Origin of the sequence: Bacillus sp. UNC438CL73TsuS30 (genome assembly GCF_000482325.1) — a bacterium.
Lineage (GTDB): Bacteria > Bacillota > Bacilli > Bacillales > Cytobacillaceae > Neobacillus.
Genome location: NZ_AXVA01000005.1, coordinates 264,153 through 290,696, shown reverse-complemented (window position 1 = coordinate 290,696; position 26,544 = coordinate 264,153). Strand labels below are relative to the sequence as shown.

Genomic DNA, 26,544 nt, shown 5'->3' with positions numbered 1-26,544 from the left:
GGGAAAATAAAAACCTCCCATATAGGAGGTTAATCAAGGTTAATTTGAAAAGAGTCCCAATCGTGCCGTCGCTCGTGTGTCCTTCATATTGATCCCGCACTTAGCAGGTGGGTGTCCTGTTCTCTGTTTTGCAAGTCCTCTAATCCGCTATGGGCCGAGGCATTTGCGCTGCCGAAAAACTCTGGACTCCCGAAGGAATAATGTTCGGTCAATATTTCAGGTAATACAACGTACACTTCAGGACTCTTTTGGATTGGTTTTATAATAGCATAAAATAAATCGGCATTCAAGGGTTCATGAAAGCGTTTTATTGTTATTTATTTACATTTAGTGTTAAATATAGCTCTTTTAATTGTGCCTTAGAAACTTCACCTGGTGCATCCGTTAACAAGTCGCTTGCACTTGCTGTTTTCGGAAAAGCAATCGTGTCACGAAGGTTAGAGCTGCCTGCTAAGAGCATGACTAAACGGTCTAAGCCAAGGGCAATCCCACCGTGCGGCGGCGTTCCATATTCAAAGGCATTCATCAGGAATCCGAATTGCTCGTTCGCTTCTTCAGGTGTAAAACCTAGTACCTTAAACATTTTTTCCTGAATGGACCGTTCAAAAATCCTTAAAGAACCTCCGCCAAGCTCATAGCCGTTAAGAACAATGTCATAGGCTTGAGCGCGAACTCTTCCTGGATCCGTATCTAAGTATTCAAGATCTTCCCTGAATGGCATTGTAAATGGATGATGGGCAGCAAAATAGCGACCTTCCTCTTCGTCATACTCAAGTAACGGCCAATCAGTAACCCATAGGAAATTAAACTTGCTTTGGTCAATTAATCCTAATTCTTTACCAAGTTTAATTCTTAGTGCACCTAATGCATCAGCGACAACACTCTTTTTATCAGCAACAAATAGAATTAAATCACCAACACTAGCTTCAAGCGTCGCTTTCATCGCGTTTACTTCTTCTTCAGAGAAGAATTTTGTGATTGGACCATTTATCCCCTCAGCTTCAACCTTAAACCAAGCAAGACCTTTTGCGCCGTATACAGCAACAAATTCTGTTAAGGCATCAATATCTTTCCGAGAATATTTATCCGCAGCAGCTTTTACATTAATAGCTTTTACCTGACCGCCATTTGCCACAGCAGCTGAAAAGACTTTGAAGCCTGAATCCTTCACAATTTCAGAAAGATCAACAAGCTCTAAACCAAAACGGGTATCCGGTTTATCTGAACCAAAGCGGCTCATTGCCTCATCATAAGTCATCCGCGGGAATGGAGCAGGAATCTCAATACTTTTAACTTCTTTCATGACTTGGTTCATCATTTTTTCCATTAAGGCCATGATATCTTCTTGGCTTAAAAAGCTTGTTTCAATATCGACCTGAGTAAATTCAGGCTGACGGTCTGCACGAAGGTCTTCGTCACGGAAACAGCGGGCGATTTGATAATATCGCTCTACACCGCCAACCATTAACAATTGCTTAAACAACTGCGGTGATTGAGGCAGCGCATAAAACTCACCAGGATGAACGCGGCTTGGTACTAGATAATCACGGGCACCTTCAGGCGTGCTTTTTGTTAAAATCGGTGTTTCAATATCTAAGAAACCTTCGGAATCTAAGAAGTCTCTAATTTGTTTTGTCACCTGATGGCGCATTTTTAAGGTTTCAAAAATAACCGGACGACGGAAATCTAAATAGCGATATTTCAAACGGACATCCTCTGAAACATCAGTTGTATCAGTAATCATAAATGGTGGTGTTTTCGCTTCATTGATAATGGTTACTTTTTCAGCCTGTACTTCAATTTTACCTGTTTTAATTTTTTCATTAATGGTTGAAGCCTCTCTGGCAACCACTGTTCCTTGAATATCTAGAACATATTCACTACGGATTTTTTCAGCTATTTCAAGTGCTTCCTGTGATAAATCCGGATTAAATACGACCTGTACAATCCCAGAACGGTCACGAAGATCGATAAAAATGACTCCGCCCAAATCGCGTCTTGTTTGTACCCATCCTTTTAATATTACTTTCTCTCCAACTGCTGTTTCCGGAACCTCTCCGCAAAAATACGATCTGCCAAACATTGTTTTTCCCCCTTATGATTGCAACCTTTGAAAGTGTTGAATAAATGAATCTAAGTCTATTTCTACCTGTTCACCTGTCGCCATATTTTTTACATTGATTTTATTATTTTTTAATTCATCGTCGCCAAGAATGGCAACAAAGCGGGCATTTAATCGGTCAGCTGCTTTAAATTGGGCTTTAATTTTTCGATCCAAATAGTCTTTTTCAGCCGAAAAGCCAGCCATTCTTAATTGCTGTAATAGTCCTACCGTATAATCCTTTGCCTCTTCGCCAAGTGCTGCCAGATAACAGTCAATGCCTTGATTGATTTCGAGGTCGACACCTTCAGCATTTAGGGCAGCAATGAATCGTTCAATACTTAGGGCAAAGCCAATTCCCGGTGTTTCAGGTCCGCCGATTTCCTCCGCCAAACCATTATATCTTCCGCCGCCGCATAATGTGGTAATCGCGCCAAATCCCTCGGCATTACTCATGATTTCAAATGCAGTATGATTATAATAATCCAAGCCGCGGACCAGGTTCGCATCTACTTCAAACGGAATATCCAATTGTGTAAGATATTGCTGCAACTTTTCAAAATAAGCTTTTGAATAATCATTTAAATAATCAAGAATGGACGGGGCTGTTTTCATCAGCTCATGATCGCGGTCTTGTTTACAATCAAGAATCCGTAGTGGGTTTTTTTCAAGACGGTTTTGGCAGTCATGGCAAAACTCGCCAATCCGTGGCTGGAAGTGATTCACTAATGCATTCCGATGTGCAATCCGGCTTTCTTTATCGCCAAGGCTGTTAATGATAAGTTTCAGCTTCTTTAAACCCATTTCTTTATACAAGTTCATTGCTAGAGAAATGACTTCTGCATCAATGGCGGGATCGTTACTTCCTAGTGCTTCAATGCCAAACTGAACAAATTGGCGAAAACGTCCAGCCTGCGGGCGCTCATATCGAAACATCGGGCCCATGTAATAAAGTTTTACCGGCTGATTCGCATAGCCAAACATTTTTTTCTCAACAAAAGACCTTACAACCGCAGCAGTTCCTTCCGGTCTCAGTGTGATGCTCCGTCCGCCCCGGTCTTCAAAGGTGTACATTTCTTTTTGAACAATATCGGTCGTATCACCCACACCTCTTGAAAAGAGATCAGTATGTTCAAAAATCGGTGTACGAATTTCATGGTATTGGTATTTCTCACAAAGTTCGCGTGCTTTTGCTTCAATCATTTGCCACTTTTCAATTTCACCGGGTAAAATATCCTGCGTTCCCCGTGGAATGCTAATCGACATTTCCATTTTCCTCCTAACAAATATGTAAAAAATAAATAAAAAAACTCCCATCCCTTGTATAAATACAAGGGACGAGAGTTATAGTCCCGTGGTGCCACCCTAGTTGAAAAGCCAAATTTTAGACTCTTCCGCTCGTACAGTTAACGCCTGTTAACGTTCTTCTCCTACTAGAGTATACCTTTTTCAGAGAGAAACCTACGGAGTGTTCCTTCATTAAGATTCATGCAGAAATGCTTTCAGCCTGGGGCATTTCCTCTCTTTTCATGCTTTATGCTTAACTACTGTGCTCCATCATTAGTTATCATTAATATGACATTTTATTTATATAATAATACGGAGCATCAGGAAGATTGTCAAGTGAGTTTTAAGACCTTCCAAGATGTTTTTTTAACCTTCTGACATCTCCCATATTCAATCCAAATTCGGAAGCAAGTTCAATTGTACCAGCATGCTGCTCTTTTTGAATAAAATCATGAAAATCAACCCCAAAAATCCGGCCTTCCATCGATTGGACGTTCATTCCTTTTTCACTTGCTCTCATAAACCAATCACCTCGAATCCTCTTCTATACTCTCTATTGTTACCAATCATAGAGAAAAATTGCAGGATTAAAGAAAGAATTATGAACCTCCGATAGAAGAATATTGGACTTTTTTTACAAGAAAGGAATGATTTCCATTCCCCTTTACGATAAAATAATAGAAAAGTGCAAAAGTAAGAGAGGAAACAGGATGGGCAAAAAATTCATTATTCTCGTATTTTGTTTTACTTTGATAGCGGGATTTTTGCCGCAAGGAAATAGTATGGCTGCTAGTGGAACGATTACCATTTCCTCCGCGGTTATCAACATCAGAGAAGGTCCCGGATTAAGCTATCCATTGGTGAAACAAGCAAATAAAGGGGAAAAGTATTCAATAATTAGGGAACAAGGCGATTGGATTGAGGTAAAACTATCTGCCGGCCAATCTGGCTGGGTGGCGGATTGGGTAGTTTCTAAAGCGAACAATGATACGAGCGTTACATCCAACAAAACAAGTGTCGGTGTTGTTACAGTACCGTCCTTAAACGTCCGCACTTCCCCATCATCAGCCAGTGCAGCGGTAGGAAACCTATCAAAGGGTATGACGGTCACCGTCTACGGAACCCAAAATAATTGGACTCAAATCCAATTTAACGGACAAGCTGCCTGGGTCAGCAGTCAATTTCTTGATCTTCAAACGAATACTCAAAAGGGCAATGACACGACTTCAAGCACGTCAGGGACGATTGGCACTGTAACTGCAGGCGGCCTAAGTGTTCGCAGCGAGGCATCGTTAAATGCAGCGATAATTGGTTCAGTACATAAAGGTCAGAGCTTTTCCCTTTTAGGGGAGAAGAATGATTGGATAAAGATTGAATATGAGCCGAATCGGTATGGCTGGGTAGCTGGTTGGTATATGGATGTAACAACACCAAATGTCAGTTCCGAACCAGTCTCAAAAGCTAACAAGGTCACGATTGTCAATAATGGAACCAATATTCGCAAGGGACCTAATGTCCAATCGGATGTTTTACTCAGAGCAAATGAAGGAGATACATTTGCCGTAAAAAGAGAGGAAAACGATTGGTATTTGATTAAGCTCGCTAACGGTTCGACCGGTTATGTAGCGGGCTGGTTAGTTTCCACTAACGGTACTTCTCCATCAATTAAGAAAAAAGGAGCAGGATCGGATTTACGAAATAAAACGATTGTCCTTGACCCGGGCCACGGTGGAATAGACACTGGGACAACCGGTGCAAGCGGAACACTTGAAAAGAATCTAACCATACGAACGGCAAGGCTTTTGTATGATAAATTAACAGCCAGCGGTGCGAACGTAATCCTTACGCGAAATAGCGATACCTATATTTCTCTCCCTGAAAGAGTCAGTATTGCACGTGCCTACCAAGCTGATGCCTTTGTCAGCATACATTATGATGCAAATGGTAATAGTAGTGTCCGGGGCATGACTGGTTATTACTATCATACCTATCAAAAATCGCTTGCTGAATATCTATATTCATCAACAATTAATCAAACAAAGCTGAATTATCGTGGAGTTCGTTTTGGCGATTATCATGTTATCCGGGAAAATAGTCAAAATGGGGCTTTAATGGAGCTTGGCTACTTAAGCAACCCTGAAGAAGAAATGACCTTAAATTCAAACCAATACCAAGAAAATGCCGCTACAGGCCTATATAACGGGCTGACCCGCTATTTTAAAGAAAATTGATAATAAAAAAACTTGGCAGTCGAGTGCCAAGTTTTTTTATTGAGATCCAAAGCCAAATTGCATCTATAACCTCTCTATGAGACAACATCCAGCCATCTCTCTGTTAAATTGTCTCCTATATCCTCTATACGCGACAACATCCATCAATCTCTCAGTCAAACTGTCGCCTATAACCTCTATACGCGACAACATCCATCGATCCCCCGGTCAAATTGTCGCCTATAACCTCTATACGCGACAACATCCATCGATCCCACGGTCAAATTGTCGCCTATAACCTCTATACGCGACAACATTCATCGATCCCTCGGTCAAATTGTCGCCTATAACCTCTATAAGCGACAACATTCATCGATCCCTCGGTCAAACTGTCGTCTATAACCTCTATATGCGACAACATCCATCAATCTCTCAGTCAAACTTTCGCCCATAACGCAATAAACAACAAAATTTTTATATTTTTCTATGCCTTGCTATCTACAATTAACGTGACAGGGCCGTCGTTTGTCAGCTCTACTTCCATCATCGCTCCAAAACGGCCTGTCTCAACGTGGATTCCTTTATCGCGTAACAAGCGGTTAAAGGTTTCATATAGACCAATCGCTTGTTCCGGACGGGCCGCATTAACAAAGCTTGGCCTTCTTCCATTCCGACAATCCCCATATAAAGTGAACTGTGAGACAGAAAGAATTTCCCCGCCAACATCTAATAAGGATAAATTCATTTTTTCTGCATCATCCTCAAAAATGCGCAAGTTTGCAACTTTGTCGGCTAAATAAGCAGCATCTTCATCGGTGTCATCATGCGTAACTCCGACAAGTAATACAAGTCCACTGTTAATTTGACCTGTAATCTCACCGTTAACCGTCACTTTTGCCTTTTTACTGCGTTGTACAACAACTCGCATACTTATACCCCTTTAATTCATCATTCTGCGAACAGAATATATATCAGGAATTTGTTTAATTCGCTCAACAACCTTATGCAGATGATTCACATTGTGAATCGCAATTGACATATTAATCATAGCCATTTTATTGCGGTCAGATCTGCCTGAAACAGCTGAGATATTCGTTTTGGTTTCGTTTACTGCCTGCAATACCTCGTTTAGGAGGCCACGGCGGTCATAACCGCTGATTTCAATATCAACATTATATTCTTTCCGGTCATTCAAGGAGGATTCCCATTCAACAGGAATCAATCTTGATTGAGCATCGGTTGAATCTATGTTCGTACAGTCAGATCGATGAACGGAAACCCCGCGTCCTTTTGTGATAAATCCGACAATTTCATCGCCAGGAACAGGATTACAGCATCTTGATAGGCGAATTAAAAGATTATCAATCCCTTGAACGCGGACACCGGACTCGCGCTTTTTAGAAGAAGGAAAGGATTTTAAATCGGTAATGGCATTTGCGATGCTCGCCGACTGCTCCTGATCGCGTTTCTTACGCCATTTTTCCGTTAATCGGTTGGCCACTTGAAGAGCAGTAACGCCATTATAGCCAACAGCTGCATACATATCGTCTTCATTCATAAAATTGAACTTTTCAGCAACCTTTTTTAGGTTCTCAGGAGTTAAAATCTCCTTTGCATCAAATTCCATTGCCCGAATTTCTTTTTCTACAAGTTCTTTGCCCTTGTCCACATTCTCATCGCGGCGCTGTTTCTTAAAGAATGCACGAATTTTATTTTTCGCTTGCGAGGTTTGGGCAAGCTTTAACCAATCCTGGCTAGGTCCGTAGGAATGCTTGGATGTTAAAATTTCGACAATATCGCCCGTCTTTAGTGTATAGTCGAGGGTTACCATTTTGCCGTTCACTTTCGCACCAATCGTTTTATTACCGATTTCGGAGTGGATTCGATAAGCAAAATCAATCGGAACGGAACCGGATGGCAGCTCAATCACATCACCTTTTGGCGTAAAGACGAACACCATGTCAGAGAACAAATCAATTTTTAACGACTCCATAAATTCTTCCGCATTAGCAGTGTCATTTTGGAACTCAAGAATCTCTCTAAACCAGGTTAATTTTTGTTCAAAGGAGGCACTATCATTTAATGATTTACCTTCTTTATATGCCCAGTGGGCCGCAATCCCGAATTCAGCAATTCGGTGCATTTCCGTTGTTCGAATTTGCACTTCGAGCGGATCCCCTTTTGGGCCGATTACCGTTGTATGAAGGGACTGATACATATTGGGTTTCGGCATGGCAATATAGTCCTTGAAACGGCCAGGCATTGGCTTCCAGCAGGTATGAATGATTCCAAGTACGGCATAACAGTCCTTAATGCTGTTTACAACAATCCGAACTGCCAGCAAATCATAAATTTCACTGAACTGTTTATTTTGCAGCACCATCTTTCGATAGATGCTATAAATATGCTTTGGCCGCCCTGAAAGATCTGCCTTAATGGATACCTCATCCAAACGCCCTTTGACTTCATCAATGACATCATCTAAATATTGCTCACGTTCCGCACGCTTCTTTTTCATTAAGTTAACAATGCGGTAATATTGCTGCGGATTTAAATATCGTAAGGCGGTATCCTCAAGCTCCCATTTGATCTTGGAGATCCCAAGTCGATGAGCAAGAGGTGCAAAAATTTCTAATGTTTCATTTGAAATCCGGCGCTGCTTTTCAGCAGGAAGATGTTTTAACGTCCTCATATTATGCAAACGGTCTGCAAGCTTGATTAAAATAACCCGGATATCCTGAGCCATGGCCACAAACATTTTTCGATGATTTTCAGCCTGCTGCTCTTCGTGCGATTTATATTTAATTTTCCCCAACTTTGTTACACCATCGACAAGCATGGCCACTTCATCATTGAATTCCTGCTCCAAATCTTTTAACGTTACAGGAGTATCTTCAACAACATCGTGGAGAAAACCAGCAGCGACCGTTGCAGGGTCCATCTCGAGGTCAGCTAGAATGCCAGCTACCTGTATGGGATGAATAATATATGGTTCGCCAGATTTTCGATATTGGTCACGATGAGCATGTTTAGCATATTCATATGCCCTTTTGACTAAGTCAACATTCTCATCATTTAAATATGCCCTTGTTTTGTCGATGACTTGTTCGGCGGTTAACACTTGATCGTTCGCCATAAAATCACCTTTTTTTTCTTCTCATTTATTATAAAAATATCATTCATAAACTTGTTCCTAAATTAGAATGATTGTTACTATTATCGAAAAAAAACACGAAGATGTAAAGAGATTGACGTAATTTTTCCGTAAATGTCGAAACATTTTGGTAAATGTAGCCCTAAATCCCTATAAGAAGAGAGCACTCAATTGCTGAGTGCCCTCGAATCTATTTAATACTGAAGTAATGTTAATACATCGTATCCATCAAGCTTTTTACGGCCATCCAAATAAGATAATTCGACTAAAAAGGCAATCCCGGCTACAACACCGCCAAGCTGCTCCACTAGTTGAATCGTAGCATCAATTGTTCCGCCTGTCGCTAATAAATCATCCGTAATCAGGACGCGCTGGCCAGGTTTAATCGCGTCTTTATGGATAGTTAGAACATCTTTTCCGTATTCCAATCCATAGTTGATCTTAATGGTTTCCCGAGGGAGCTTTCCTTCCTTACGAACGGGTGCAAAGCCTATACCTAGTGAATATGCCACCGGACAGCCGATAATAAACCCGCGTGCTTCCGGTCCAACAATCAAATCTATTTCTCTATCTTTGGCATATGCTACAATTTGGTCAGTAGCATATTTATACGCTTCTCCATTATTCATTAAGGGAGTAATATCCTTAAATTTAATTCCTGGTTTTGGGTAATCTTCGACGATACTAATAAATTGTTTTAAATCCATTCGTCTTTTCCTCCTCAGTTTCAACCGACTCATGAATGACCTGGTCGAACCAGTCCTTCAATTGCTGAAAAGATGAAAATAATAAATCCTTCTCAAGTAAAAGTTGTGCCTGTTTAGTTTGATAGGTAATTGAGTCAGTTAAATCACGCTTTTGCGCTTGTTTATTCAATGTAATAAATCCATTGGTTATTGTAACAAATTCCAAATCGGAAAATACCTTTGCCATGAAAGTGACTGTTTCCTGCGACCATCCACGGTGTTTCGCAATTTCATCACCATATCGTCTCAAATCAATCGGCCCTTTCTTTAGCAAAAAGGCATAAAACCATTTAAAATGGTCCCGCGTTGGAATAGTGCTTAAAAAATCACTTGATTGTTTATAAAGATATGCATAAATCCTTGCAGGCTGTTTTCCTCTAAATAAATCAAAGAGGATTTCTTTTGAGGTCGGGAAATCAACTAAAACCGTATTCGTTTCAGTAAGATCCAAATTCTTTGCCGCTTCGGAATGATCTATAATCACAACATCGTCAATTAGTTCAGAATCTATTTTCTCATAAAGTTCCTTTTTAAACAAAATAAACTTTCTATTTTCCTTCGGTACGGAACCAGCAAGATGGCTTAAGCGTTTTCCGCCGCGATGGTCAAATAATTGCCAGGAACCGACGGCAATATCTTGGACGAAAATTTGTGGTTTTCGGATATTGTTCCACTCATTGATGGATAATTCTCCGATTAATGAAATTTTAGAAGAAGGAGAAATATGGTCCACCAAAGTCCCTAATCCGAATCCAACTCCATCAAGATTCGCACCATTTTCATTCACGAGAACCTTTAGATGATTCTGATCACTGCCAATTTTTCTCATCGTCGAAATGGCCACTTCATTAATTAACACCTTTGGCTTTGGATTGTCCATCCCAAACGGTGATAATAAATTCAATTCATCTAAAGCTGAAAGGTTGATGTCTTCTAGCCTAACTTCATGGTCAAGATACGTAACTGGAATAAAGTCGGCATCAGAAAGCTGCTCCTTAGCCAGTGAATTAAGCCTTGAACGAAGCTCAGCCACATCATCAATCGTAAGGGTCATCCCTGCTGCCATTGGATGCCCGCCGAAATGAGGCAGTATTTCACGACAGGTTGAAAGATTTTTAAATAAATCAAACCCCGAAATGCTTCGTGCAGAGCCCTTTGCAAGACCCTTTTCCTTATCAAAACTCAAAACAATCGTCGGTCGATAATATTTCTCAACCAATCTCGATGCGACAATCCCGATTACACCGGCATTCCAGCCTTCCTTACCAATGACTAGAACATGATTTGAGTCAATCGGATAATTCTTTTCTACCTCTTCAATGGCTTCAGCTGTAATCGTATTAACAATGGACTGCCTTGACTTATTTAAAGAATCCATTTCCTCAGCCAAGTTTTTAGCCTCTTCAGGATCCTGTGAAAGAAGAAGCTCTACAGCTAAATCGGCATTTTCTAAGCGCCCAACTGCGTTGATTCTCGGCGCCAGAGTAAATCCAATCGTTTCTTCGTTAATCGACTTATTGTCAACTCCTGCTAATTTAAAAATCGCTTTTAAACCAATATTATTTGTTATTTTAAGGTTTTCTAAACCTTTTTTGGCAATAAGACGATTTTCGTCCTTCAGGGATACTAAGTCAGCAATCGTTCCAATTACTGCAATTTCAAATAAATGTTCCGGGAGCCGGCCATAAAGTGCATGGGCCAGTTTGAAGGCAACGCCAACACCGGCGAGCTCACGGAAAGGATAAACGCTATCCGGCAGCTTTGGGTGGATTATGGCAAGCGCCTCAGGCAGGATTGGACCCGGTTCATGGTGATCAGTAATAATGAGATCAAGTCCCAGTTCTTTTGCTATATTTGCTTCATGTATTGCAGAAATTCCTGTATCAACCGTTATAATTAATTTTATTCCAATTTCAGCTGCATGTCGGAAGGCATTTTCATTCGGGCCATAGCCTTCAGTAAAACGATTTGGAATGTAAAATTGAACATTGGCCCCTAAATCACGAAGGGTGATCATTAAGACTGTCGTACTGCTTACACCATCCGCATCATAATCCCCAAAAATTAAGATCGGTTCTTGTTTTTCTATAGCCTCATTTATTCTTTTTACAGCAAGGTCCATACCTTTTAAAAGATAAGGGTCATGAAACTGTTCCTTGCCAAATAAAAAAAACCGTGCAGAATCGACGGTATCTAATCCGCGGTTAACAAGCAGCGATGCTACAAGAGGTGTAATTTTCAATTCAGCTGCGATTTCTTTTGTTTTCGCTTGGTCGGACTCTCGAACAATCCATCTTGTTTTTGACTTTAACATGCGTAAGCGTCACCTCTCAGACTTTAATATTATACAGGAGTGGAATAAACGTTTCAATCAGAAATGCGTATATAAGAAAAACCGCAGATTTTCTGCGGTTTTTTCACGATTATTACACTTGAGGTTGATCAGTGTACTTTTTCTTTACTTTTTCTGTTTTAATAACACCCTTTTTCTTTAACTCTCTACATTTCATTACATACCATAATGAACTAGCAATAAAGAGCGAAGAGTACACCCCAACAATGAGACCAACGAACAATGCGATGGAGAAATTTCGGATCGATGGACTACCAAAAACCATTAAAGCGGCTGTGGTAATTAATACAGTTAAAACAGTGTTAATGGAACGTGTTAATGTTTGACGAATACTTACGTTCACTACTTCAGCGATCTCCTGAACGGTTTTGAGACGTTTTTTCTTATGAAGGTTTTCACGAATCCGGTCGAAGGTTACAATTGTATCGTGATTTGAATAACCAACAATCGTCAAGACTGCAGCGATAAAGGTTAAATCGACTTCAAGTCTAGTGATACTAAAGAAGGCAACCATAAAGAACGCATCGTGGAGCAAGGAAATCACAGCCGCAATCGCCATATACATTTCAAATCTGATTGTAACATATAGAATAATTCCGATGGATGCAATCAAAACAGATAAAAAGGCATTTTTCGCCAACTCTTTACCAACTGTTGGAGAAACGGTACTGACATTTGGCTCCGAGCCAAATTCTTTTTTAAACTCATCTTTTAAATGGGCAATTTCATTTTTAGATAAAACACCTATCATTCTTGCGCCGGCCATTTGTTTTTTATCACCAGAAATGGTAACATCATCTGTTTTTAAATGAAGTTTAGTAAAGGCATTTTCAACTTGTGCAGTTGTCAAAGGCGTATTTGATCGAATCTCAACACGGGTACCGCTTGTAAAGTCAATACTTAAGTTCAACCTAAAAACAGAAAGAACGATTATACCTACAACAAATAGCACTCCTGATAAAATGAAGAATTTCTTTCTCATTTTTACGAAATCTAATTTATCATATCTAGTTGGGAGATCTACTGTATCATAGTTTTCAGCAAGATCCTTAACTTTAGACGGACGCACACCAAACCAGCTTATTTTCTTATTCAGTACACTGCTATGGATCCAAAGACCTAATAATAGACGAGATCCATAAACTTGAGTTAAGAAGCTCATAAAAATACTCACAAGTAACATTGTAGCAAACCCTTTGACTGAGCTTGTCCCATAGAAAAATAAAACAGCTGCTGTCAACATCGTTGTCAAGTTGGCATCAAGAATGGTCCTAAATGCATGATTTTCACCAGCCTTAAATGCTGCTTTAATGGATTTACCAACTTTAAGCTCATCCTTTATCCGTTCAAAGGTAATGATATTCGCATCGACGGCCATCCCAACCCCGAGGATAATAGCCGCAATTCCCGGCAGGGTTAAGACCCCATTCATCCAATCGAAAATCAAGAGGACCAGATAAATATAAATGCTTAAAGAAAGAATCGCAATAAAACCAGGGAAACGATAATAAACAAGCATGAATAGATAGACCAGCGCAACCCCGATAATCCCCGCTAAAATGGTGTCATGCAATGCCTGCTCACCAAATTTAGCTCCTACTGAAGTGGAATAAACTTCTTTTAGTTTTACAGGCAGGGCGCCGGCGTTTAAAAGTTTTGCAAGAGTTTGTGCTTCTTCGACTTTAAAATCACCGACAATGGAAACGGTATCTTGATTAAATACCTGGCTAACTCTTGGAGCAGATAGGTATTTAGGGTTTTTCTTCGTTACTTCCGTTTTAAAGGAATCTTTCCCTTTTTGATAATCCAGCCAAATAACAAGAACATTGTTTGGTGCCATATTAAGAACTTCTTTTGTTACCTTTGCAAACTTGGAAGCGCTTTTTAATGTTAGAGAAACACTGGGTTTACCATTTTCGTCAAAGGTTTGTTTGGCACCGCCTTGCTTCAGGTCGGACCCATCCATCATCAAGCGGTCATTGGCATCACGGAAAGATAAATTCGCCTGAGTGGACAATATCTCACGAGCCTTATTTTGATCGTTTACACCAGCTAGCTGGACACGGATTCGATTATTTCCCTCGGTTTGAATACTCGGTTCACTAACTCCGAGAACATTGATCCGTCGGTCCAAAGCTTCAGCCGTATCTGCCAAAACCTTTTTGTCAATAATCTGTCCTTTCTTGGCAGGCTCAACCGTATACAAAACCTCAAAACCGCCCTGTAGGTCCAATCCGAGCTTAATTTTGTGTAAAATATCTTTCGAAGTGATACCCATTGTGCTTCCCAACAGTACAATAATAAGCAGGAAAGCAACGATTCTACTGCGTTTTACCATTATGTATTTCTTCCTCCTTAGGGCATTGAACAAAGCAATATAACGTACAAGCCTAGTACAATAATGAAAAATCCATTGCCTTCATTATGAAATAAGATGGAAAGGCTGTCAATTTACAAAAATATGAAGACTGAATAAGACTAGATTCAAGGTTGGAGTTCTATTTTAGCAGTTCCTTCCATTCATTTTTATCCTGTAAAGAGAATTCTGGTGATTTATAGGCCTCTATCGTTGCAAAACTCATGTAATCACTTACTTTAACCTTGAGAATATCCTGGATAATTTCATGTAAAAAAATTTCATCCTTTACCTTTTTCCATTTTTTCTTTTGCAAGTATCCCCACAAGCTGCTTTCCGTAACCGAATCATAACCAAGAATCTGAAATTCCGAAAGTTTACTTGCTAATGCCGGCTTTACCAATGTACGAAAATGATCATATGCGTGGCTATTCTCCATCCCAACTGCCTCCTCCATAAAGGTCATCCATTTCATTTGTTTTTCTAAAAAAACAATTCTGCTTGTCATGCTTTGTCCACCTTGGTGCATATAGTTAATTGTATATGAATTCTTCTTTTTTGAGAAGGTGGGAAGTTGAATGTCGAAGTTTTTAAAAGGGACTTTCATCCTATTAATAGCCGGCCTGATTACAAGAGTTTTGGGCTTTATTAATCGGATTGTAATAGCGAGAAGTATTGGAGAAGAGGGCGTTGGCCTCTATATGATGGCATTTCCGACTTTCATTCTGGCTGTAACCATCACTCAGTTCGGGCTGCCTGTTGCCATATCGAAAAATATTGCTGAAGCAGAAGCACGGGGCGATCATAAGGAAATAAAAAAAATATTAGTTGTTTCACTTGCCACAACTCTATCCTTATCTTTTATATTTACTCCGGCATTAATATTACTTGCGCCGACTCTTTCAACAACGCTTTTCACTGATCCGAGAACCTACTATCCACTTGTTGCAATTGCACCGGTTGTTCCGGTTATCGCTGTATCTTCCGTTTTACGGGGATATTTTCAAGGGAGACAGAACATGCGTCCGTCTGCTAACTCCCAAATACTAGAGCAGCTTGTGAGAATTACCTTGATTGCGGTTATGACAAAAGCGTTTATTCCTTATGGAATTCAATATGCCGCAGCAGCAGCAATGGTTTCGGCGGTAATCGGGGAATTGTTTTCCCTTGTCTATTTAATGACTGCATTTAAGCTCAAAAAACGATTTAGACTTCGAAGGAATTTTTTTAAATTTGTTTTTTCCGGAAAAAACACCTTCAAAGATTTAATGGAAATTGCCGTACCGACGATGGGCAGCAGGATGATTGGTTCGGTGGCCTGGTTTTTTGAACCGATTGTGGTGGCCAATAGCTTAGCACTAGCCGGTGTGGCGGCAGTGGAAGCAACTAAACAATATGGTGCCTTAACGGGATATGCGCTGCCTTTATTAATGCTCCCTTCTTTTATTACGTTTTCATTGGCAACCTCCCTAGTCCCAGCCATCAGTGAGGCTAATTCGCAAAACAATCATAAATTAATCGAATACCGTCTGCAGCAGGCATTAAAGTTGGCGTTTTTATCCGGTGGTCTTGCAGTTGTGATCCTATATGTACTAGCTGACCCACTAATGACCATCATGTATGGTAAATCAAATGGTTCATACTTTATTCGATTAATGGCACCATTTTTCTTATTTTATTACTATCAGGGTCCGCTTCAAGCCGTTTTGCAGGCATTAAATTTAGCAAGAGCTGCGATGATTAACAGCCTAATCGGAGCTGTTGTCAAAACAGCCGTTATCTTTTTGCTAGCCTCCCAGCCTTCTTTTGGCATAACTGGGGCAGCATTAGGAATAATCGTTGGTTTTGTTTTGGTAACGATCCTGCATTTTGCCACCGTCTTAAAGAAAATTGCTTTTTCTTTTTATATTCGTGATTATGCAAAAGCGTTTATCGCCATGGGGATTTCCGGTTGGTGCGGTTATTGGCTGTTTGGACATTTCCTGATTAACCAATTTTTAGCCATTCGTGTGGTAATATCTACTGCAGGAATCTCTATTCTTTATATCCTCCTGCTCTTGGTCCTAGGGTTGATAAAAAAAGAGGAACTCAAACGAATTCCTATCATTGGCAACTTAGTTTTTCGATAATGAATAAAAGCCACGGGTTTTACGTGGCTTTTCCTCATTCATCCTGTAAATCAATAAAAAACTTTCCATTTTCATAGCTGCAAAAGGAAATTTTTTTTATGTCATGATGCCCCTTCTTTTTTAGCTCTTGTCTTAGCCAAAGATTGGTTTTATTAATTCTTTTTAAATTTTCTTCATCAATCTGACCATCCATAATTAATGGAATTGTAATATCCCCATTTTTATTCGGTTTATTAGGATCCTGTAGTTTTTCGATAACTGACAAATTCCCTGAAGCCTCTAAAATGGCAAATTCAACATCCGCGATGCTGCGAATATCCTTTTCTCTTAATTGAGCCATTAAATCATCGAAATTATACCGTTGTTTTTTCATTGCATGTTCATCGATTTTTCCTCGGTTTATAATGATGGTCGGCTGCCCATCAACCAAATTCCGAAATCGTTTGCTTTTTAAGGAAATCGTAGCAAGGGTGATTTGAATTAACATTAATAGGACCATTGGAACCATCGTATGTGACAAGGGATCTTTCGTATTTTCAATTGAAATGACTGCCATCTCACCTATCATAATAAAAACCACTAAGTCCAAGATACTTAATTCGCCAATTTCCCGTTTGCCCATTAAGCGGAAAATCACAAGAATCACAACATATAAAGAAATAGTCCGAAACGCAATATTCAAATAAACATCCACTGTTTGTCTCCCCTTTTTGTACATTCAAATCTATTATTTGCAAAGTAATGGGAATAACAAGTGGAATAATTACCCAAAGGGAGTGATTTAAAAAGATAGGCAGATTTTTTTGATTCTACTTTCCAGTCATTCTGAATAACTTGTACTAAGAAGGTTACTGTATAGCTTCCAAATGAAGGAATTTATACAGGAATGATATAGACTGCCATAAGGCAATGAAGGGGGAGAGTTGAAATCGAATCAAAAAGCTTTGGTACATCCATTTTATATGGGCTTATTTTTATCTTCACTTTTGCAGCAATTAGCAGCCTTATTGTTTCGTTAATTCTTAAATTTACCTCCACACGGGAAGTATCACTCCAATACATTGTCACCGCCCTATCCTTTATCGCATTATTTGGCGGCGGATTTCTATCCGGAGGGAAAAGAAAGGAAAAAGGATGGTTAATCGGGGGAGTAACAGGCCTAATTTATTCTCTCGTGGTCTTCTTATTTCAATACTTAGGTTATGATAAACTATTCTCTTTTGACCAGATTATCTATCACTCCTGCTATACACTGATTGCAATGATGGGCGGCATTCTTGGAGTGAATATCGCCACAAACAATAATTCCAGAACAGCATGAAAATTTCTCAATGTAAAAAAGGAAGCCTAGTATGGATCGGCTTCCTTTTTTACACAATTATTTTTCAAGGTTAACTTCTTTTGAAGCTTCTTTTGGAGTTTCTTTGCCCGCTTCCGTTACTTCACGAATCGCTGAGCGGTCATAGGTAAGACGGCTGCCGTCTCCACATTTAATAACTGCTTTATTGTCATCGATTGAATCAATAAAGCCATGAAGGCCGCCAATCGTGACAATCTTATCACCCTTTTTTAAACTGCTTTGCATATTCTGTACGTTTTTCTGACGCTTTTGCTGCGGGCGAATTAATAAGAAATAAAACAACACAAACATTAAAATTAATGGTAAAAGTGTACCAATTCCTTGCATTTACATTTCCCTCCTTTCAAGTAACATCTATTAGAAATTTTTCGCGTCCGGTTTATTAAAACCATAACGTTCAAAAAATTCTTCTCGGAAATCACCAAGCCTGTCTTCCATGATGGCTTGTCTGACCTTCTCCATTAATCTTAACAGAAAATAGAGATTATGGTAAGAAGTTAATCGAATTCCAAACGTTTCTTCACAGCGAATTAAATGACGTATGTAGGCTCTCGAGTAATTTCGGCATGTATAGCAATCACAATCTGGATCGATCGGACCAAAATCTCTTGCATATTTTGCATTTTTCACTACCAATCTGCCTTCGCTTGTCATCAACGTTCCATTTCGTGCAATCCTAGTTGGCAGGACGCAATCAAACATATCAATCCCGCGAATGGCCCCATCTATTAATGAATCAGGTGAACCAACTCCCATTAAATAACGCGGTTTATTCGTTGGTAATAACGGTGTCGTGGACTCTAACACCCGGTTCATTACATCCTTTGGTTCACCAACCGACAACCCGCCGACTGCATAACCCGGGAAATCAAGGGAAACAAGGTCTTTCGCACTTTGCTTCCTTAGGTCCTCATATTCTCCCCCTTGAACAATCCCAAACAAACCTTGATCTTCGGGACGTTGATGAGCATTTAAGCAGCGCTCGGCCCATCTTGAAGTTCTTTCCACTGATTTTTTCATGTATTCAAAGGTCGCCGGAAATGGCGGGCATTCATCAAATGCCATCATAATATCAGAGCCAAGGGCATTTTGGATTTCCATTGCTTTTTCAGGTGACAGAAATAATTTGTCTCCATTTAAATGGTTGCGGAAATGAACCCCTTCTTCTTCAATTTTACGAAATTCACTTAAGCTGAATACCTGGAAACCGCCTGAGTCCGTTAAAATTGCCCGGTCCCAATTCATAAATTTATGAAGGCCGCCGGCTTCCTTAACAATCTCATGGCCCGGACGGAGCCATAAATGATAGGTATTACTTAAAATAATTCCTGCACCCATTTCTTTTAAATCTTCAGGCGACATCGTTTTTACAGTTGCGAGTGTACCAACGGGCATAAATGCAGGTGTATCAAAAGAACCATGGGGTGTATGGACGCGGCCAAGTCGTGCCCCAGTTTGTTTACATGTTTTAATTAATTCATAGCGAATCGCTGTCAAAATTTTTTCTCCTTCCTAATCCACTGACTAGATAATCAGCATCGCATCGCCAAAGCTAAAGAAACGATATTTCTCTTCAACGGCTGTATTGTAGGCATGCAATATATTTTCCCGCCCCGCCAAGGCACTAACAAGCATGATTAAGGTTGATTTTGGCAAATGGAAATTTGTAATCAAACCGTCAATCGCTTTATATTCATATCCCGGGTAAATAAAGATACTCGTCCAGCCGCTGCCTGCAACAAATTTCCCGTCATTTTGGGAGGCAATGGTTTCAAGTGTGCGGGTTGAAGTAGTTCCAACGGTAATAATTCTTCCCCCGTTCTTTCTCACTTCATTCAAAACCTTAGCAGTCTCTTTGGTTACCATATAGTACTCAGAATGCATATCATGCTCCAAAATATCATCAACATTTACCGGGCGAAAGGTACCAAGACCAACATGCAGGGTAATAAACGTGATATGAACCCCTTTGCTCTTGATTTCCTCTAATAATTTCTCGGTAAAATGAAGACCTGCTGTCGGGGCAGCTGCAGATCCCGGTTCGCGGGCATACACGGTTTGATAGCGGTCACGATCTTCTAGCTGCTCCTTAATATATGGGGGAAGCGGCATTTCGCCCAGTTGATCCAGCACCTCATAAAAAATTCCTTCATACTTGAAATCAAGCACCCGGCCGCCATGCTCAGAAGTTTCTGCACAAACAGCAGTAAGCAGACCGTCGCCAAAATCAAGTTCGGTTCCTTCCTTGACTCTTTTTGCAGGTTTCACAAGTGTTTCCCACTTGTTTCCTTCAAGCTGTTTTAACAGAAGCACTTCAATTTTTGCACCAGTGTCCTTTTTAATGCCAAAAAGGCGTGCTGGAAGTACCTTTGTATCATTTAATACAAGGCAATCCCCTTCACGCAGATATTCAGTAATATTTTTAAAAATCTCATGGTTTATTTCGCCTGTTTCTTTATTTAACACCATCAATCTACTGTCTGTCCGATTTTGGAGTGGAACTTGAGCAATCAATTCTTCTGGCAAGTGAAAATCAAATAAATCTACTTTCATTGTTATTACATCCTTTTATCGAAATCTTCCTATGAAGTAAAAAATTAATGATAGGACAATACTTACTATAATCGATGAAACAATCGGGAAAAAGAAGGTTGCATTCCCTTTTTTAAAGACAATGTCACCCGGAAGCTTACCCAAATGCAAATATGGCATAAGGAAACCAATAATAAAAATAATCGCACCGATAATCATTAGTGCTTTGGATAGACCGGTCACTTCTCAGGCACCTCCATGCCAAAATGATCATATACAGCCTGGGTCACAACTCTTCCTCTGGGGGTTCTTTGTAAAAAACCAATTTGCAAGAGATAGGGCTCATACACATCTTCAATTGTTTCTGACTCTTCCCCTATCGATGCAGCAATGGTATCAAGACCAACAGGCCCGCCGCGGAATTTTTCTATTATCCCTTTCAGCAATTTATGGTCAATATGGTCAAGTCCAAGCCGGTCGACCTGTAGTAGGTCCAAGGCTTCCATGGCAAGTGTGAGATGAATCGTCCCGTTTCCTTTTACCTGAGCAAAATCTCGAACCCTTCTGAGCAGCCGGTTGGCAATCCTCGGGGTCCCTCTTGCCCGCCTTGCAATTTCCATCGCAGACGGCTCGTCAATCTCTGTTTGGAATAACTCTGCAGTACGAAGGACAATGTTTTTTAATTGGTCTTCCTTATAATACTCGAGACGGCTTAAAACTCCAAATCGGTCCCGGAGAGGCGCGGATAATGAACCAGCCCTTGTGGTCGCCCCGACAAGTGTAAAAGGCGGTAAATCGAGGCGGACGGAACGGGCACTTGGTCCTTTGCCGATAACAATATCAAGGCAAAAATCTTCCATAGCCGGATAAAGCACCTCTTCAATTGATCGCGGAAGCCGGTGAATTTCATCAATAAAAAGCACATCCCCCGGTTCAAGAGCTGTAAGGATGGCTGCTAAATCCCCCGGGCGTTCGATTGCTGGCCCTGAAGTAGTCCGGATGTTAACGCCCATTTCATTGGCGATAATGACTGCAAGCGTAGTTTTCCCCAAACCAGGTGGTCCGTATAAGAGAACGTGATCAAGGGTTTCTTTTCGGAGTCTCGCTGCCTCAATAAAAACCTCCAGATTTTCTTTTACCTGGGTCTGACCGATATATTGCTTTAAATTTTGCGGCCGAAGACTTTGTTCCAAACTTATTTCGCTCTGATCCGCAACACTCGAAATAATTCTTTCCTCCATGAATCATCACCTTATTTTAAAAGCCGCTGCAAGGCTTTTTTAATGTATTGGTCTGTTGAAAGTTTTTCTTTTTGTAATTCCGGCGAAATCTTTTTGATTTCTTTTTCAGAATAGCCGAGGGCTTTAAGAGCAAGGATTGCTTCTTCCAAGGCGGTGTTGGCAGCCGGTACCTGCTGTGCCGCAAATTGGTCGGCATTAAATAAATTTGGAAAGTAATCGGGGACAATATCCTGTAATTTCCCTTTTAAATCAAGAATCATCTGTCTCGCTGTTTTTTTGCCGACTCCCGGAAATTTAACAAGAAAGCCTTCGTCTTCATTTTCAACGGCGGAAACAACCTGCTGCACTTCACCGGAGGCAAGTATGGCAAGCGCCCCTTTAGGTCCAATCCCGGAAACATTTAATAATTTTGTAAAAAGTCTTTTTTCTTCCCTTGTAGTAAAGCCGTACAAGGCCATGATATCTTCACGGACGTAATGGTAAGTATATACTGTTACCATCGTTTCCATTTTGCCGGAGTATATAAACGGGTTAGGGGTTGATATTTGATACCCGATTCCGCCATTCTCAATGACGATATATTCTGGCCCGACAAATTCAACGGTCCCCTTAATAAATTCAAACAATGATCTTCTCTCCCCAAGTTGGACTAAATTTCATTTTAACATAAAATTTTAGGGGTGTTTAAGAAATTAACCTGTTTTCCTTTGCAGGGATTTTGGTTTCGCTGATAGAATGCTCCATTTCGCTGAATGGGAATGATTTTTCGCAAATTGGATGGTTCGTTTCGCTGATAGAAATCATTTAATATGACAAAACTTAATTTTCACGAAAAAAAACAGGCTGATTTAATGACATCAGTCTGAATTTATGTTCAAATCATTAATTTTTTGAGGCTGCCTCTGTCGAGTAGTGCTTAAAGGTTTCTAAAACTTCTACGTAACGATCCTTTGTTTTGATAGGTATGCCATGCAGGAGCTCTTCCTGCTTTTTACTTTCGAGTTTCTTAATATCTATTTGAAAAAAAGATTGGATAATTCTAGATTGGCCCGGTCTGCCGTTAAAAATAGTCAATACCCCTTCGTTGGTAATGCCGAAATAACCGTTTGCCTTTAGCAATGGTGAAATATCGTCTACGTTTTTACGAAAAACCAAATTTTCTCCATCTCTTGTAATCAGCTGCCATTGATCGTATTTCGTCCAAAAATTTTCAGGGGACCAGCTTATTTCCTGAACTACTTCCTCGCTTAGCTCGCCATCCAAATAAACCCTTTGTAATGTAACCTGTAATTTCAGAGGCACCGTCTTTTGCTGTTCAAGATGGCGATCTTGTTGTGCGGCGGATCCTGTCATGTCCATACCAGGGGCCATTCCCAAAATAATAGCGAGAAAACCAGCCATTACCATCCATTTGAACTTCATGCAAATCACCTCTTCTTTTTATTCATTCAGTCCTAGTTTAGCCTTTTTTTGCCTTTTTATCCTTAAAAAATAAAAAGGGTAAAGCCGTAGCTTTACCCTTTTTCATTAAGGTATTTGTTTACCTTCAAGGAGTTCATTTGTCGTGTTACGATCGCGACTAATCGTTCCTTCATCGGTGATGACCGAGACCTTTTTACCGTTCACATATGGTTTTACAGCATCTTGAACCGCTTTTTTCGTTTCGGCTGATCGGCTATGATCAACTAAATCAATCGAAATCAAGACCGAATTACCATAGATTACAGAATGAACATTTTGGACGTTGTTCACCGATTCGGCCTGTTGCTTGATCTGATTGGTAATTCTTCCAAGCGTTGCTGAATCATGTGCAGCATCATTGCCACTGTACTTCACATTTAAGTGATTGTGGTAATTCACATCTCCCGTACTAAATCGATTGTCTTTCATGAAAAAATTATGATCATGGTTCGCAAGAGGCTTGGTTGGATTCGGAGGGTTTCCATTTTCATCCCTTGTCTGGAGCAGCTGTCTCCGTTGATCCCTTTGGTAATTCCCCTCGTCCCCTAGCGTATGATCCATCATTTCGGTCAGTGGTCCGTCGTTATCGATAAGAAACCCATTGTTATTATTTGGATGTTTTTCATTTGAGTAATACCCCATCGGGCTTGCTACGTTATTATCATTGTTGTTATTTACACCAGCTCGATCTGAATTTGCACAACCTGCCAGCCCCATGATACACAGGGCAGAAAGAGGAATCATCCACGGTTTCTTGTTCAAGCGAAAAACCCCCTCGAAGAACATCATGAGCATAGAAAAAATGCTCATTCTTAGGTTGTTCTCAGAAGGGATTTTCATTCTGCCAGAAAGCGGAAGCATCTTATTTGACCATTTTTTTCAGCTCGTTGAAAAACTTTCTTCGTAAATGAAATTGGTTGATCGTCAATTCCATCACATACTTTGTCTTTGAAGGTTTTGTATGAGAATTTTCTCTGATTAAACGGTTCCATTCACGAAAAATATCGGATGGGTATGCCAATGCATATAAAAAGGCTTTTTCCTTTAAAAACTTTTGGAATGGATCAAACTCATAAAGCCGCTCGAAGGACCAGTCCAAGTAGGGCAAAATCCTGTTAGCGTATTGTAAATAGTCTAAGGCATCAGGACCAACTTGAATTAAATCAAAATCAATTAAATTTAAAGCCCCGGAGGCATCGCGTAAGAAATTATGATGCGCTACATCCCCATGAAGGATGACAAAAGGTTCTTTTTCAAAAAAAGTATGATTTGCGGTAATCCCATCCAAGGCCCAGTTTGCCCATTCTAACATTTCAGTAAGATAGGTTTGGTTGATAAAATACTCTAAAATGGGAAGATTATTCATAAAAATAGCGGAACGCTCCTGAAATTTCCCAATCAGGTCGCCTTTTGAAATTAAAGTCCGATAGCGTGTCTCGAAGGCTGCGGTGACTTTGTGAAATTCTTCTAACAACTTTAAACCCTCGACAATGTTTTCTTTCGAATTGTACGAAAAAGCCGTTTTATGGGGCTCAATATACTCGATCACACCATAATGAGTCCCTTCAAAATAAAGGGGTTCTTTGACAGGCTGGACAAACAGATACGTTTTGCTAAAGCCCTCATTTTTTAAAGTTGTTGCAAAGGTTTCCTGTAGCTTCAGTCTTCTATTTGAACGATAACCTTTGATGATATAAATATTTTTTTTCGTTTTTACGTAAAAGACTTTCTTTCGAATAGGAACAAATTGCTTAATTTTTTCATGGAACTTTGATTGAAAATAAGAGAGGAGACGATCCAAATAAGCATCGTCTCCCATTTTGTTAGTTCTCGCCATTGCTCTCATCATCAAAACGGGGCATCCCGTAGGCACCTGCTCCTTCTGGTCCAATCCCATAAGGGTTCATATACGGTGGTTGCGCGACATTGACTGGTCCAGTATAGGGTGCGCTATAGATAGGTGGAGTAGTTGGGACGAAATTTGAAACTGCTCCCTTAGCTGGTCCGCCGCATCCACAATCCCCTCCTGCTCCTGTTCCGACAGGAAATCCACCTGCCGCTCCTGTCATTTCCGGTGATTCAAAAGCAGATCCCATTGGCGGGTAACCGTAAGGGGTTTGCCCATAAGGCGATCCTGGGCCGTATGGTGTTCCTCCTGTAGCGGGGTTAACAGCTCCCGGTGCGGTCGGATATTCTCCTAGAAAGCCCATCTGTGGCCCACCTGGGTATCCGGCGGCTTGCGGGTAACCGGCTTGCATTCCCCCTGGGTACCCCTCAGGATATCCCGCTGGTCCTCCATGGTATCCCGGCGGCATTCCTCCTGGGTACCCCTCAGGATATCCTACTGGTGCTCCCTGGTATCCTCCAGGCATTCCTCCCGGGTAACTCTCATATCCTGCAGGTGCTCCTTGGTATCCTCCAGGCATTCCTCCCGGATAACCTTCATATCCTGCAGGTATGCCCCCTTGATATCCTGCCGGAGAAGCCGGGTATCCTGCTGCTCCCGGAAACCCATCTGGATAACCCGTTGGCGCTGCGGGTCCTGCAAGCGGGTAACCTCCTCCCGGGTATTGGGCAGGATTTTGTGCCCCCATCACTGCACCCGGATTAAAGCCCGGGTTCATAACCGGCATTTGCGGCATAAAGGATGAGGATTCATCAGCAAAATGCGGTGCAAAGGATGCTCCTGCAACAGTTGGTGCCATACCAGGTACTGGGAAAGCGCCCGGATAGGCTCCTGCTCCAGGTGCTCCTGGATAAGCTCCCGGATTTCCTGGATACCCCCCTGCCATACCTGGATAGCCGCCTTGCATACCCGGGTAGCCGCCACCATGAGAATACGGCATCATATATGGCTGTGGGTAGTATTCCATTGGCGGACAGAATCCTGGTCCCGGCATTACAGGTGTGATCGGAACACATGGCTGCTCAACTGGTGCCTCCACAGGTGGAGGTACAGGTACTTCTTTTTTCGGTACTTCCTTTATTTCAGGTAAAATATTTGCCGGTTTTGGCGGCAGCTCCGGTTTTACCGTCATATTTGTCATGTTTGTCATATAATAATTATTAATATCGATTTCTGGGACAACTGGGAGAGGCATTTTTGGAGTATAAGGTACTTTTGGTGCTTCCTTAATGATTGGCTGTTCTTTTATTGGAACTTCCTTAATCGGCATTTCTTTAATTGGCATTTCTTTCACTGGCATTTCTTTCACAATAGGCTTTTCCTTGGCAAATGGGTGTTCAACAAGCGGCATTTCCTTCTTAGCTCCTAAATTGATGGCAGCTTCCGGTTTCCCTACAGGTGCTTCTTTCTTTACCATTCCCCCTGTTGTCGGGACTTTCACTTTCATACCGGGCATAATCATATCAGGGTTGCTGAGCTGGGAATTCATCTTTTTCAGCTCTTCAAAATTCACGCCGTACTTCTTGGCGATCTTCCAAAGAGTATCCCCTTTCTGTACGATATGGATCTTCACTCTGATTTCCCTCCTATGCATAAGTCCATATAGTCTATGTGGAAATGGGCAAAGTGCTATTATTCTTCACAAAAACATATGCTTTTTTTTGGAAAAATATGAATTGGACCCTGATGAATTATTTTTATAGATGTT

General features: G+C 40.8%; 24 protein-coding genes, 1 other RNA gene and 1 other annotated feature. Of the genes, 3 read left to right on the top strand and 22 right to left on the bottom strand.

The annotated features are described in order from the left end of the window. Positions 1-49: 49 nt before the first annotated feature. From ssrS to M028_RS33245, 4 genes are all read right to left on the bottom strand, one after another. Positions 50-247, bottom strand: a non-coding RNA gene (gene ssrS, locus M028_RS31785) — 6S RNA. A gap of 66 nt (positions 248-313) precedes the next feature. Then, complete coding sequence (aspS, locus tag M028_RS0101550) at positions 314-2,083, bottom strand: aspartate--tRNA ligase (RefSeq protein ID WP_026572343.1); 1,770 nt, start codon at positions 2,081-2,083, stop codon at positions 314-316. 12 nt (positions 2,084-2,095) lie between these two features. Continuing rightward, positions 2,096-3,367, bottom strand: coding sequence for a histidine--tRNA ligase (gene hisS / locus M028_RS0101545; RefSeq protein ID WP_026572342.1), 1,272 nt, complete (start codon positions 3,365-3,367; stop codon positions 2,096-2,098). Positions 3,368-3,431: 64 nt separating this feature from the next. Then, positions 3,432-3,671, bottom strand: a binding site (T-box leader). A gap of 60 nt (positions 3,672-3,731) precedes the next feature. Further along, positions 3,732-3,908, bottom strand: a complete 177-nt coding sequence (locus M028_RS33245; RefSeq protein ID WP_026572341.1) for a hypothetical protein — start codon at positions 3,906-3,908, stop codon at positions 3,732-3,734. Between the two features lie 190 nt (positions 3,909-4,098). Here M028_RS33245 and M028_RS0101535 point away from each other — a divergent pair, with 190 nt between their 5' ends. After that, positions 4,099-5,619 carry an SH3 domain-containing protein gene (locus tag M028_RS0101535; RefSeq protein WP_026572340.1) on the top strand — a complete coding sequence of 507 codons (1,521 nt, stop codon included), beginning with the start codon at positions 4,099-4,101 and terminating at the stop codon, positions 5,617-5,619. A 463-nt stretch (positions 5,620-6,082) separates the two neighbouring features. On the opposite strand, the gene dtd is transcribed toward M028_RS0101535, so the two are convergent. The 6 genes from dtd to M028_RS0101505 all read right to left on the bottom strand — a co-directional run bounded on the left by dtd (position 6,083) and on the right by M028_RS0101505 (position 14,715). Then, positions 6,083-6,526, bottom strand: a complete 444-nt coding sequence (dtd, locus tag M028_RS0101530; protein WP_026572339.1) for a D-aminoacyl-tRNA deacylase — start codon at positions 6,524-6,526, stop codon at positions 6,083-6,085. Between the two features lie 12 nt (positions 6,527-6,538). Continuing rightward, positions 6,539-8,734 (bottom strand): RelA/SpoT family protein, encoded by a 2,196-nt coding sequence (locus tag M028_RS0101525; RefSeq protein ID WP_026572338.1) that lies wholly within the window; start codon positions 8,732-8,734, stop codon positions 6,539-6,541. Positions 8,735-8,946: 212 nt separating this feature from the next. Continuing rightward, positions 8,947-9,459 carry an adenine phosphoribosyltransferase gene (locus tag M028_RS0101520; protein WP_026572337.1) on the bottom strand — a complete coding sequence of 171 codons (513 nt, stop codon included), beginning with the start codon at positions 9,457-9,459 and terminating at the stop codon, positions 8,947-8,949. Further along, positions 9,437-11,812 (bottom strand): single-stranded-DNA-specific exonuclease RecJ, encoded by a 2,376-nt coding sequence (gene recJ, locus M028_RS0101515; protein ID WP_026572336.1) that lies wholly within the window; start codon positions 11,810-11,812, stop codon positions 9,437-9,439. Before recJ ends, M028_RS0101520 begins: the two co-directional genes overlap by 23 nt. Positions 11,813-11,924: 112 nt before the next feature. Then, complete coding sequence (gene secDF / locus M028_RS0101510; RefSeq protein ID WP_026572335.1) at positions 11,925-14,189, bottom strand: protein translocase subunit SecDF; 2,265 nt, start codon at positions 14,187-14,189, stop codon at positions 11,925-11,927. 160 nt (positions 14,190-14,349) lie between these two features. Further along, a complete protein-coding gene (locus M028_RS0101505) occupies positions 14,350-14,715 on the bottom strand; it encodes a post-transcriptional regulator (protein ID WP_331280297.1) in 366 nt (121 codons plus the stop codon). Between the two features lie 70 nt (positions 14,716-14,785). Between M028_RS0101505 and spoVB the strand changes: the two genes are divergently transcribed. Further along, the gene (gene spoVB, locus M028_RS0101500; protein ID WP_026572333.1) at positions 14,786-16,336 is read left to right on the top strand and encodes a stage V sporulation protein B; all 1,551 of its coding nucleotides are present in this window, start codon (positions 14,786-14,788) and stop codon (positions 16,334-16,336) included. Positions 16,337-16,370: 34 nt separating this feature from the next. On the opposite strand, the gene M028_RS0101495 is transcribed toward spoVB, so the two are convergent. Then, positions 16,371-17,030: a DUF421 domain-containing protein gene (locus tag M028_RS0101495; RefSeq protein WP_026572332.1), complete on the bottom strand. Its 660-nt coding sequence runs from the start codon at positions 17,028-17,030 to the stop codon at positions 16,371-16,373. 182 nt (positions 17,031-17,212) lie between these two features. Continuing rightward, positions 17,213-17,398, bottom strand: coding sequence for a hypothetical protein (locus M028_RS33515; RefSeq protein WP_026572331.1), 186 nt, complete (start codon positions 17,396-17,398; stop codon positions 17,213-17,215). Here M028_RS33515 and M028_RS31780 point away from each other — a divergent pair. Then, positions 17,313-17,657, top strand: a complete 345-nt coding sequence (locus M028_RS31780; RefSeq protein WP_231510759.1) for a TIGR04086 family membrane protein — start codon at positions 17,313-17,315, stop codon at positions 17,655-17,657. The two genes, M028_RS33515 and M028_RS31780, sit on opposite strands and share 86 nt — an antisense overlap. Positions 17,658-17,714: 57 nt before the next feature. Here M028_RS31780 and yajC read toward each other — a convergent pair whose 3' ends face one another. The 10 genes from yajC to safA form a co-directional block, all read right to left on the bottom strand. After that, positions 17,715-18,023 (bottom strand): preprotein translocase subunit YajC, encoded by a 309-nt coding sequence (yajC, locus tag M028_RS0101485; protein WP_026572330.1) that lies wholly within the window; start codon positions 18,021-18,023, stop codon positions 17,715-17,717. 30 nt (positions 18,024-18,053) lie between these two features. Continuing rightward, on the bottom strand, positions 18,054-19,193 hold the full coding sequence (gene tgt, locus M028_RS0101480) for a tRNA guanosine(34) transglycosylase Tgt (protein WP_026572329.1): 1,140 nt from the start codon (positions 19,191-19,193) through the stop codon (positions 18,054-18,056). Between the two features lie 27 nt (positions 19,194-19,220). Further along, positions 19,221-20,249 carry a tRNA preQ1(34) S-adenosylmethionine ribosyltransferase-isomerase QueA gene (gene queA, locus M028_RS0101475; RefSeq protein ID WP_026572328.1) on the bottom strand — a complete coding sequence of 343 codons (1,029 nt, stop codon included), beginning with the start codon at positions 20,247-20,249 and terminating at the stop codon, positions 19,221-19,223. A gap of 15 nt (positions 20,250-20,264) precedes the next feature. Then, a complete protein-coding gene (locus M028_RS0101470) occupies positions 20,265-20,471 on the bottom strand; it encodes a DUF2905 family protein (protein WP_026572327.1) in 207 nt (68 codons plus the stop codon). Beyond that, positions 20,468-21,469 (bottom strand): Holliday junction branch migration DNA helicase RuvB, encoded by a 1,002-nt coding sequence (ruvB, locus tag M028_RS0101465; RefSeq protein WP_026572326.1) that lies wholly within the window; start codon positions 21,467-21,469, stop codon positions 20,468-20,470. The genes M028_RS0101470 and ruvB overlap by 4 nt, the downstream gene beginning before the upstream one ends. Positions 21,470-21,480: 11 nt before the next feature. Next, complete coding sequence (gene ruvA, locus M028_RS0101460; protein ID WP_026572325.1) at positions 21,481-22,095, bottom strand: Holliday junction branch migration protein RuvA; 615 nt, start codon at positions 22,093-22,095, stop codon at positions 21,481-21,483. Between the two features lie 256 nt (positions 22,096-22,351). Further along, the gene (locus tag M028_RS0101455) at positions 22,352-22,891 is read right to left on the bottom strand and encodes a BofC C-terminal domain-containing protein (RefSeq protein ID WP_026572324.1); all 540 of its coding nucleotides are present in this window, start codon (positions 22,889-22,891) and stop codon (positions 22,352-22,354) included. A gap of 105 nt (positions 22,892-22,996) precedes the next feature. Then, positions 22,997-23,692: a YhcN/YlaJ family sporulation lipoprotein gene (locus M028_RS29210; RefSeq protein ID WP_051590883.1), complete on the bottom strand. Its 696-nt coding sequence runs from the start codon at positions 23,690-23,692 to the stop codon at positions 22,997-22,999. A 100-nt stretch (positions 23,693-23,792) separates the two neighbouring features. Further along, complete coding sequence (locus M028_RS0101445) at positions 23,793-24,779, bottom strand: phosphotransferase (RefSeq protein WP_231510758.1); 987 nt, start codon at positions 24,777-24,779, stop codon at positions 23,793-23,795. Beyond that, positions 24,754-26,409, bottom strand: a complete 1,656-nt coding sequence (gene safA / locus M028_RS33805) for a SafA/ExsA family spore coat assembly protein (protein WP_051590882.1) — start codon at positions 26,407-26,409, stop codon at positions 24,754-24,756. The genes M028_RS0101445 and safA overlap by 26 nt, the downstream gene beginning before the upstream one ends. Between the last annotated feature and the right edge of the window lie 135 nt (positions 26,410-26,544).

Excerpts from the sequence above, each read along its gene's own strand:
- aspS (WP_026572343.1), bottom strand. The coding sequence starts at position 2,083 with ATGTTTGGCAGATCGTATTTTTGCGGAGAGGTTCCGGAAACAGCAGTT.
- hisS (WP_026572342.1), bottom strand. The coding sequence starts at position 3,367 with ATGTCGATTAGCATTCCACGGGGAACGCAGGATATTTTACCCGGTGAA.
- M028_RS33245 (WP_026572341.1), bottom strand. The coding sequence starts at position 3,908 with ATGAGAGCAAGTGAAAAAGGAATGAACGTCCAATCGATGGAAGGCCGG.
- M028_RS0101535 (WP_026572340.1), top strand. The coding sequence starts at position 4,099 with ATGGGCAAAAAATTCATTATTCTCGTATTTTGTTTTACTTTGATAGCG.
- dtd (WP_026572339.1), bottom strand. The coding sequence starts at position 6,526 with ATGCGAGTTGTTGTACAACGCAGTAAAAAGGCAAAAGTGACGGTTAAC.
- M028_RS0101525 (WP_026572338.1), bottom strand. The coding sequence starts at position 8,734 with ATGGCGAACGATCAAGTGTTAACCGCCGAACAAGTCATCGACAAAACA.
- M028_RS0101520 (WP_026572337.1), bottom strand. The coding sequence starts at position 9,459 with ATGGATTTAAAACAATTTATTAGTATCGTCGAAGATTACCCAAAACCA.
- recJ (WP_026572336.1), bottom strand. The coding sequence starts at position 11,812 with ATGTTAAAGTCAAAAACAAGATGGATTGTTCGAGAGTCCGACCAAGCG.
- secDF (WP_026572335.1), bottom strand. The coding sequence starts at position 14,189 with ATGGTAAAACGCAGTAGAATCGTTGCTTTCCTGCTTATTATTGTACTG.
- M028_RS0101505 (WP_331280297.1), bottom strand. The coding sequence starts at position 14,715 with ATGACAAGCAGAATTGTTTTTTTAGAAAAACAAATGAAATGGATGACC.
- spoVB (WP_026572333.1), top strand. The coding sequence starts at position 14,786 with ATGTCGAAGTTTTTAAAAGGGACTTTCATCCTATTAATAGCCGGCCTG.
- M028_RS33515 (WP_026572331.1), bottom strand. The coding sequence starts at position 17,398 with ATGTATTGGAGTGATACTTCCCGTGTGGAGGTAAATTTAAGAATTAAC.
- yajC (WP_026572330.1), bottom strand. The coding sequence starts at position 18,023 with ATGCAAGGAATTGGTACACTTTTACCATTAATTTTAATGTTTGTGTTG.
- queA (WP_026572328.1), bottom strand. The coding sequence starts at position 20,249 with ATGAAAGTAGATTTATTTGATTTTCACTTGCCAGAAGAATTGATTGCT.
- ruvB (WP_026572326.1), bottom strand. The coding sequence starts at position 21,469 with ATGGAGGAAAGAATTATTTCGAGTGTTGCGGATCAGAGCGAAATAAGT.
- M028_RS0101455 (WP_026572324.1), bottom strand. The coding sequence starts at position 22,891 with ATGAAGTTCAAATGGATGGTAATGGCTGGTTTTCTCGCTATTATTTTG.
- M028_RS0101445 (WP_231510758.1), bottom strand. The coding sequence starts at position 24,779 with ATGATGAGAGCAATGGCGAGAACTAACAAAATGGGAGACGATGCTTAT.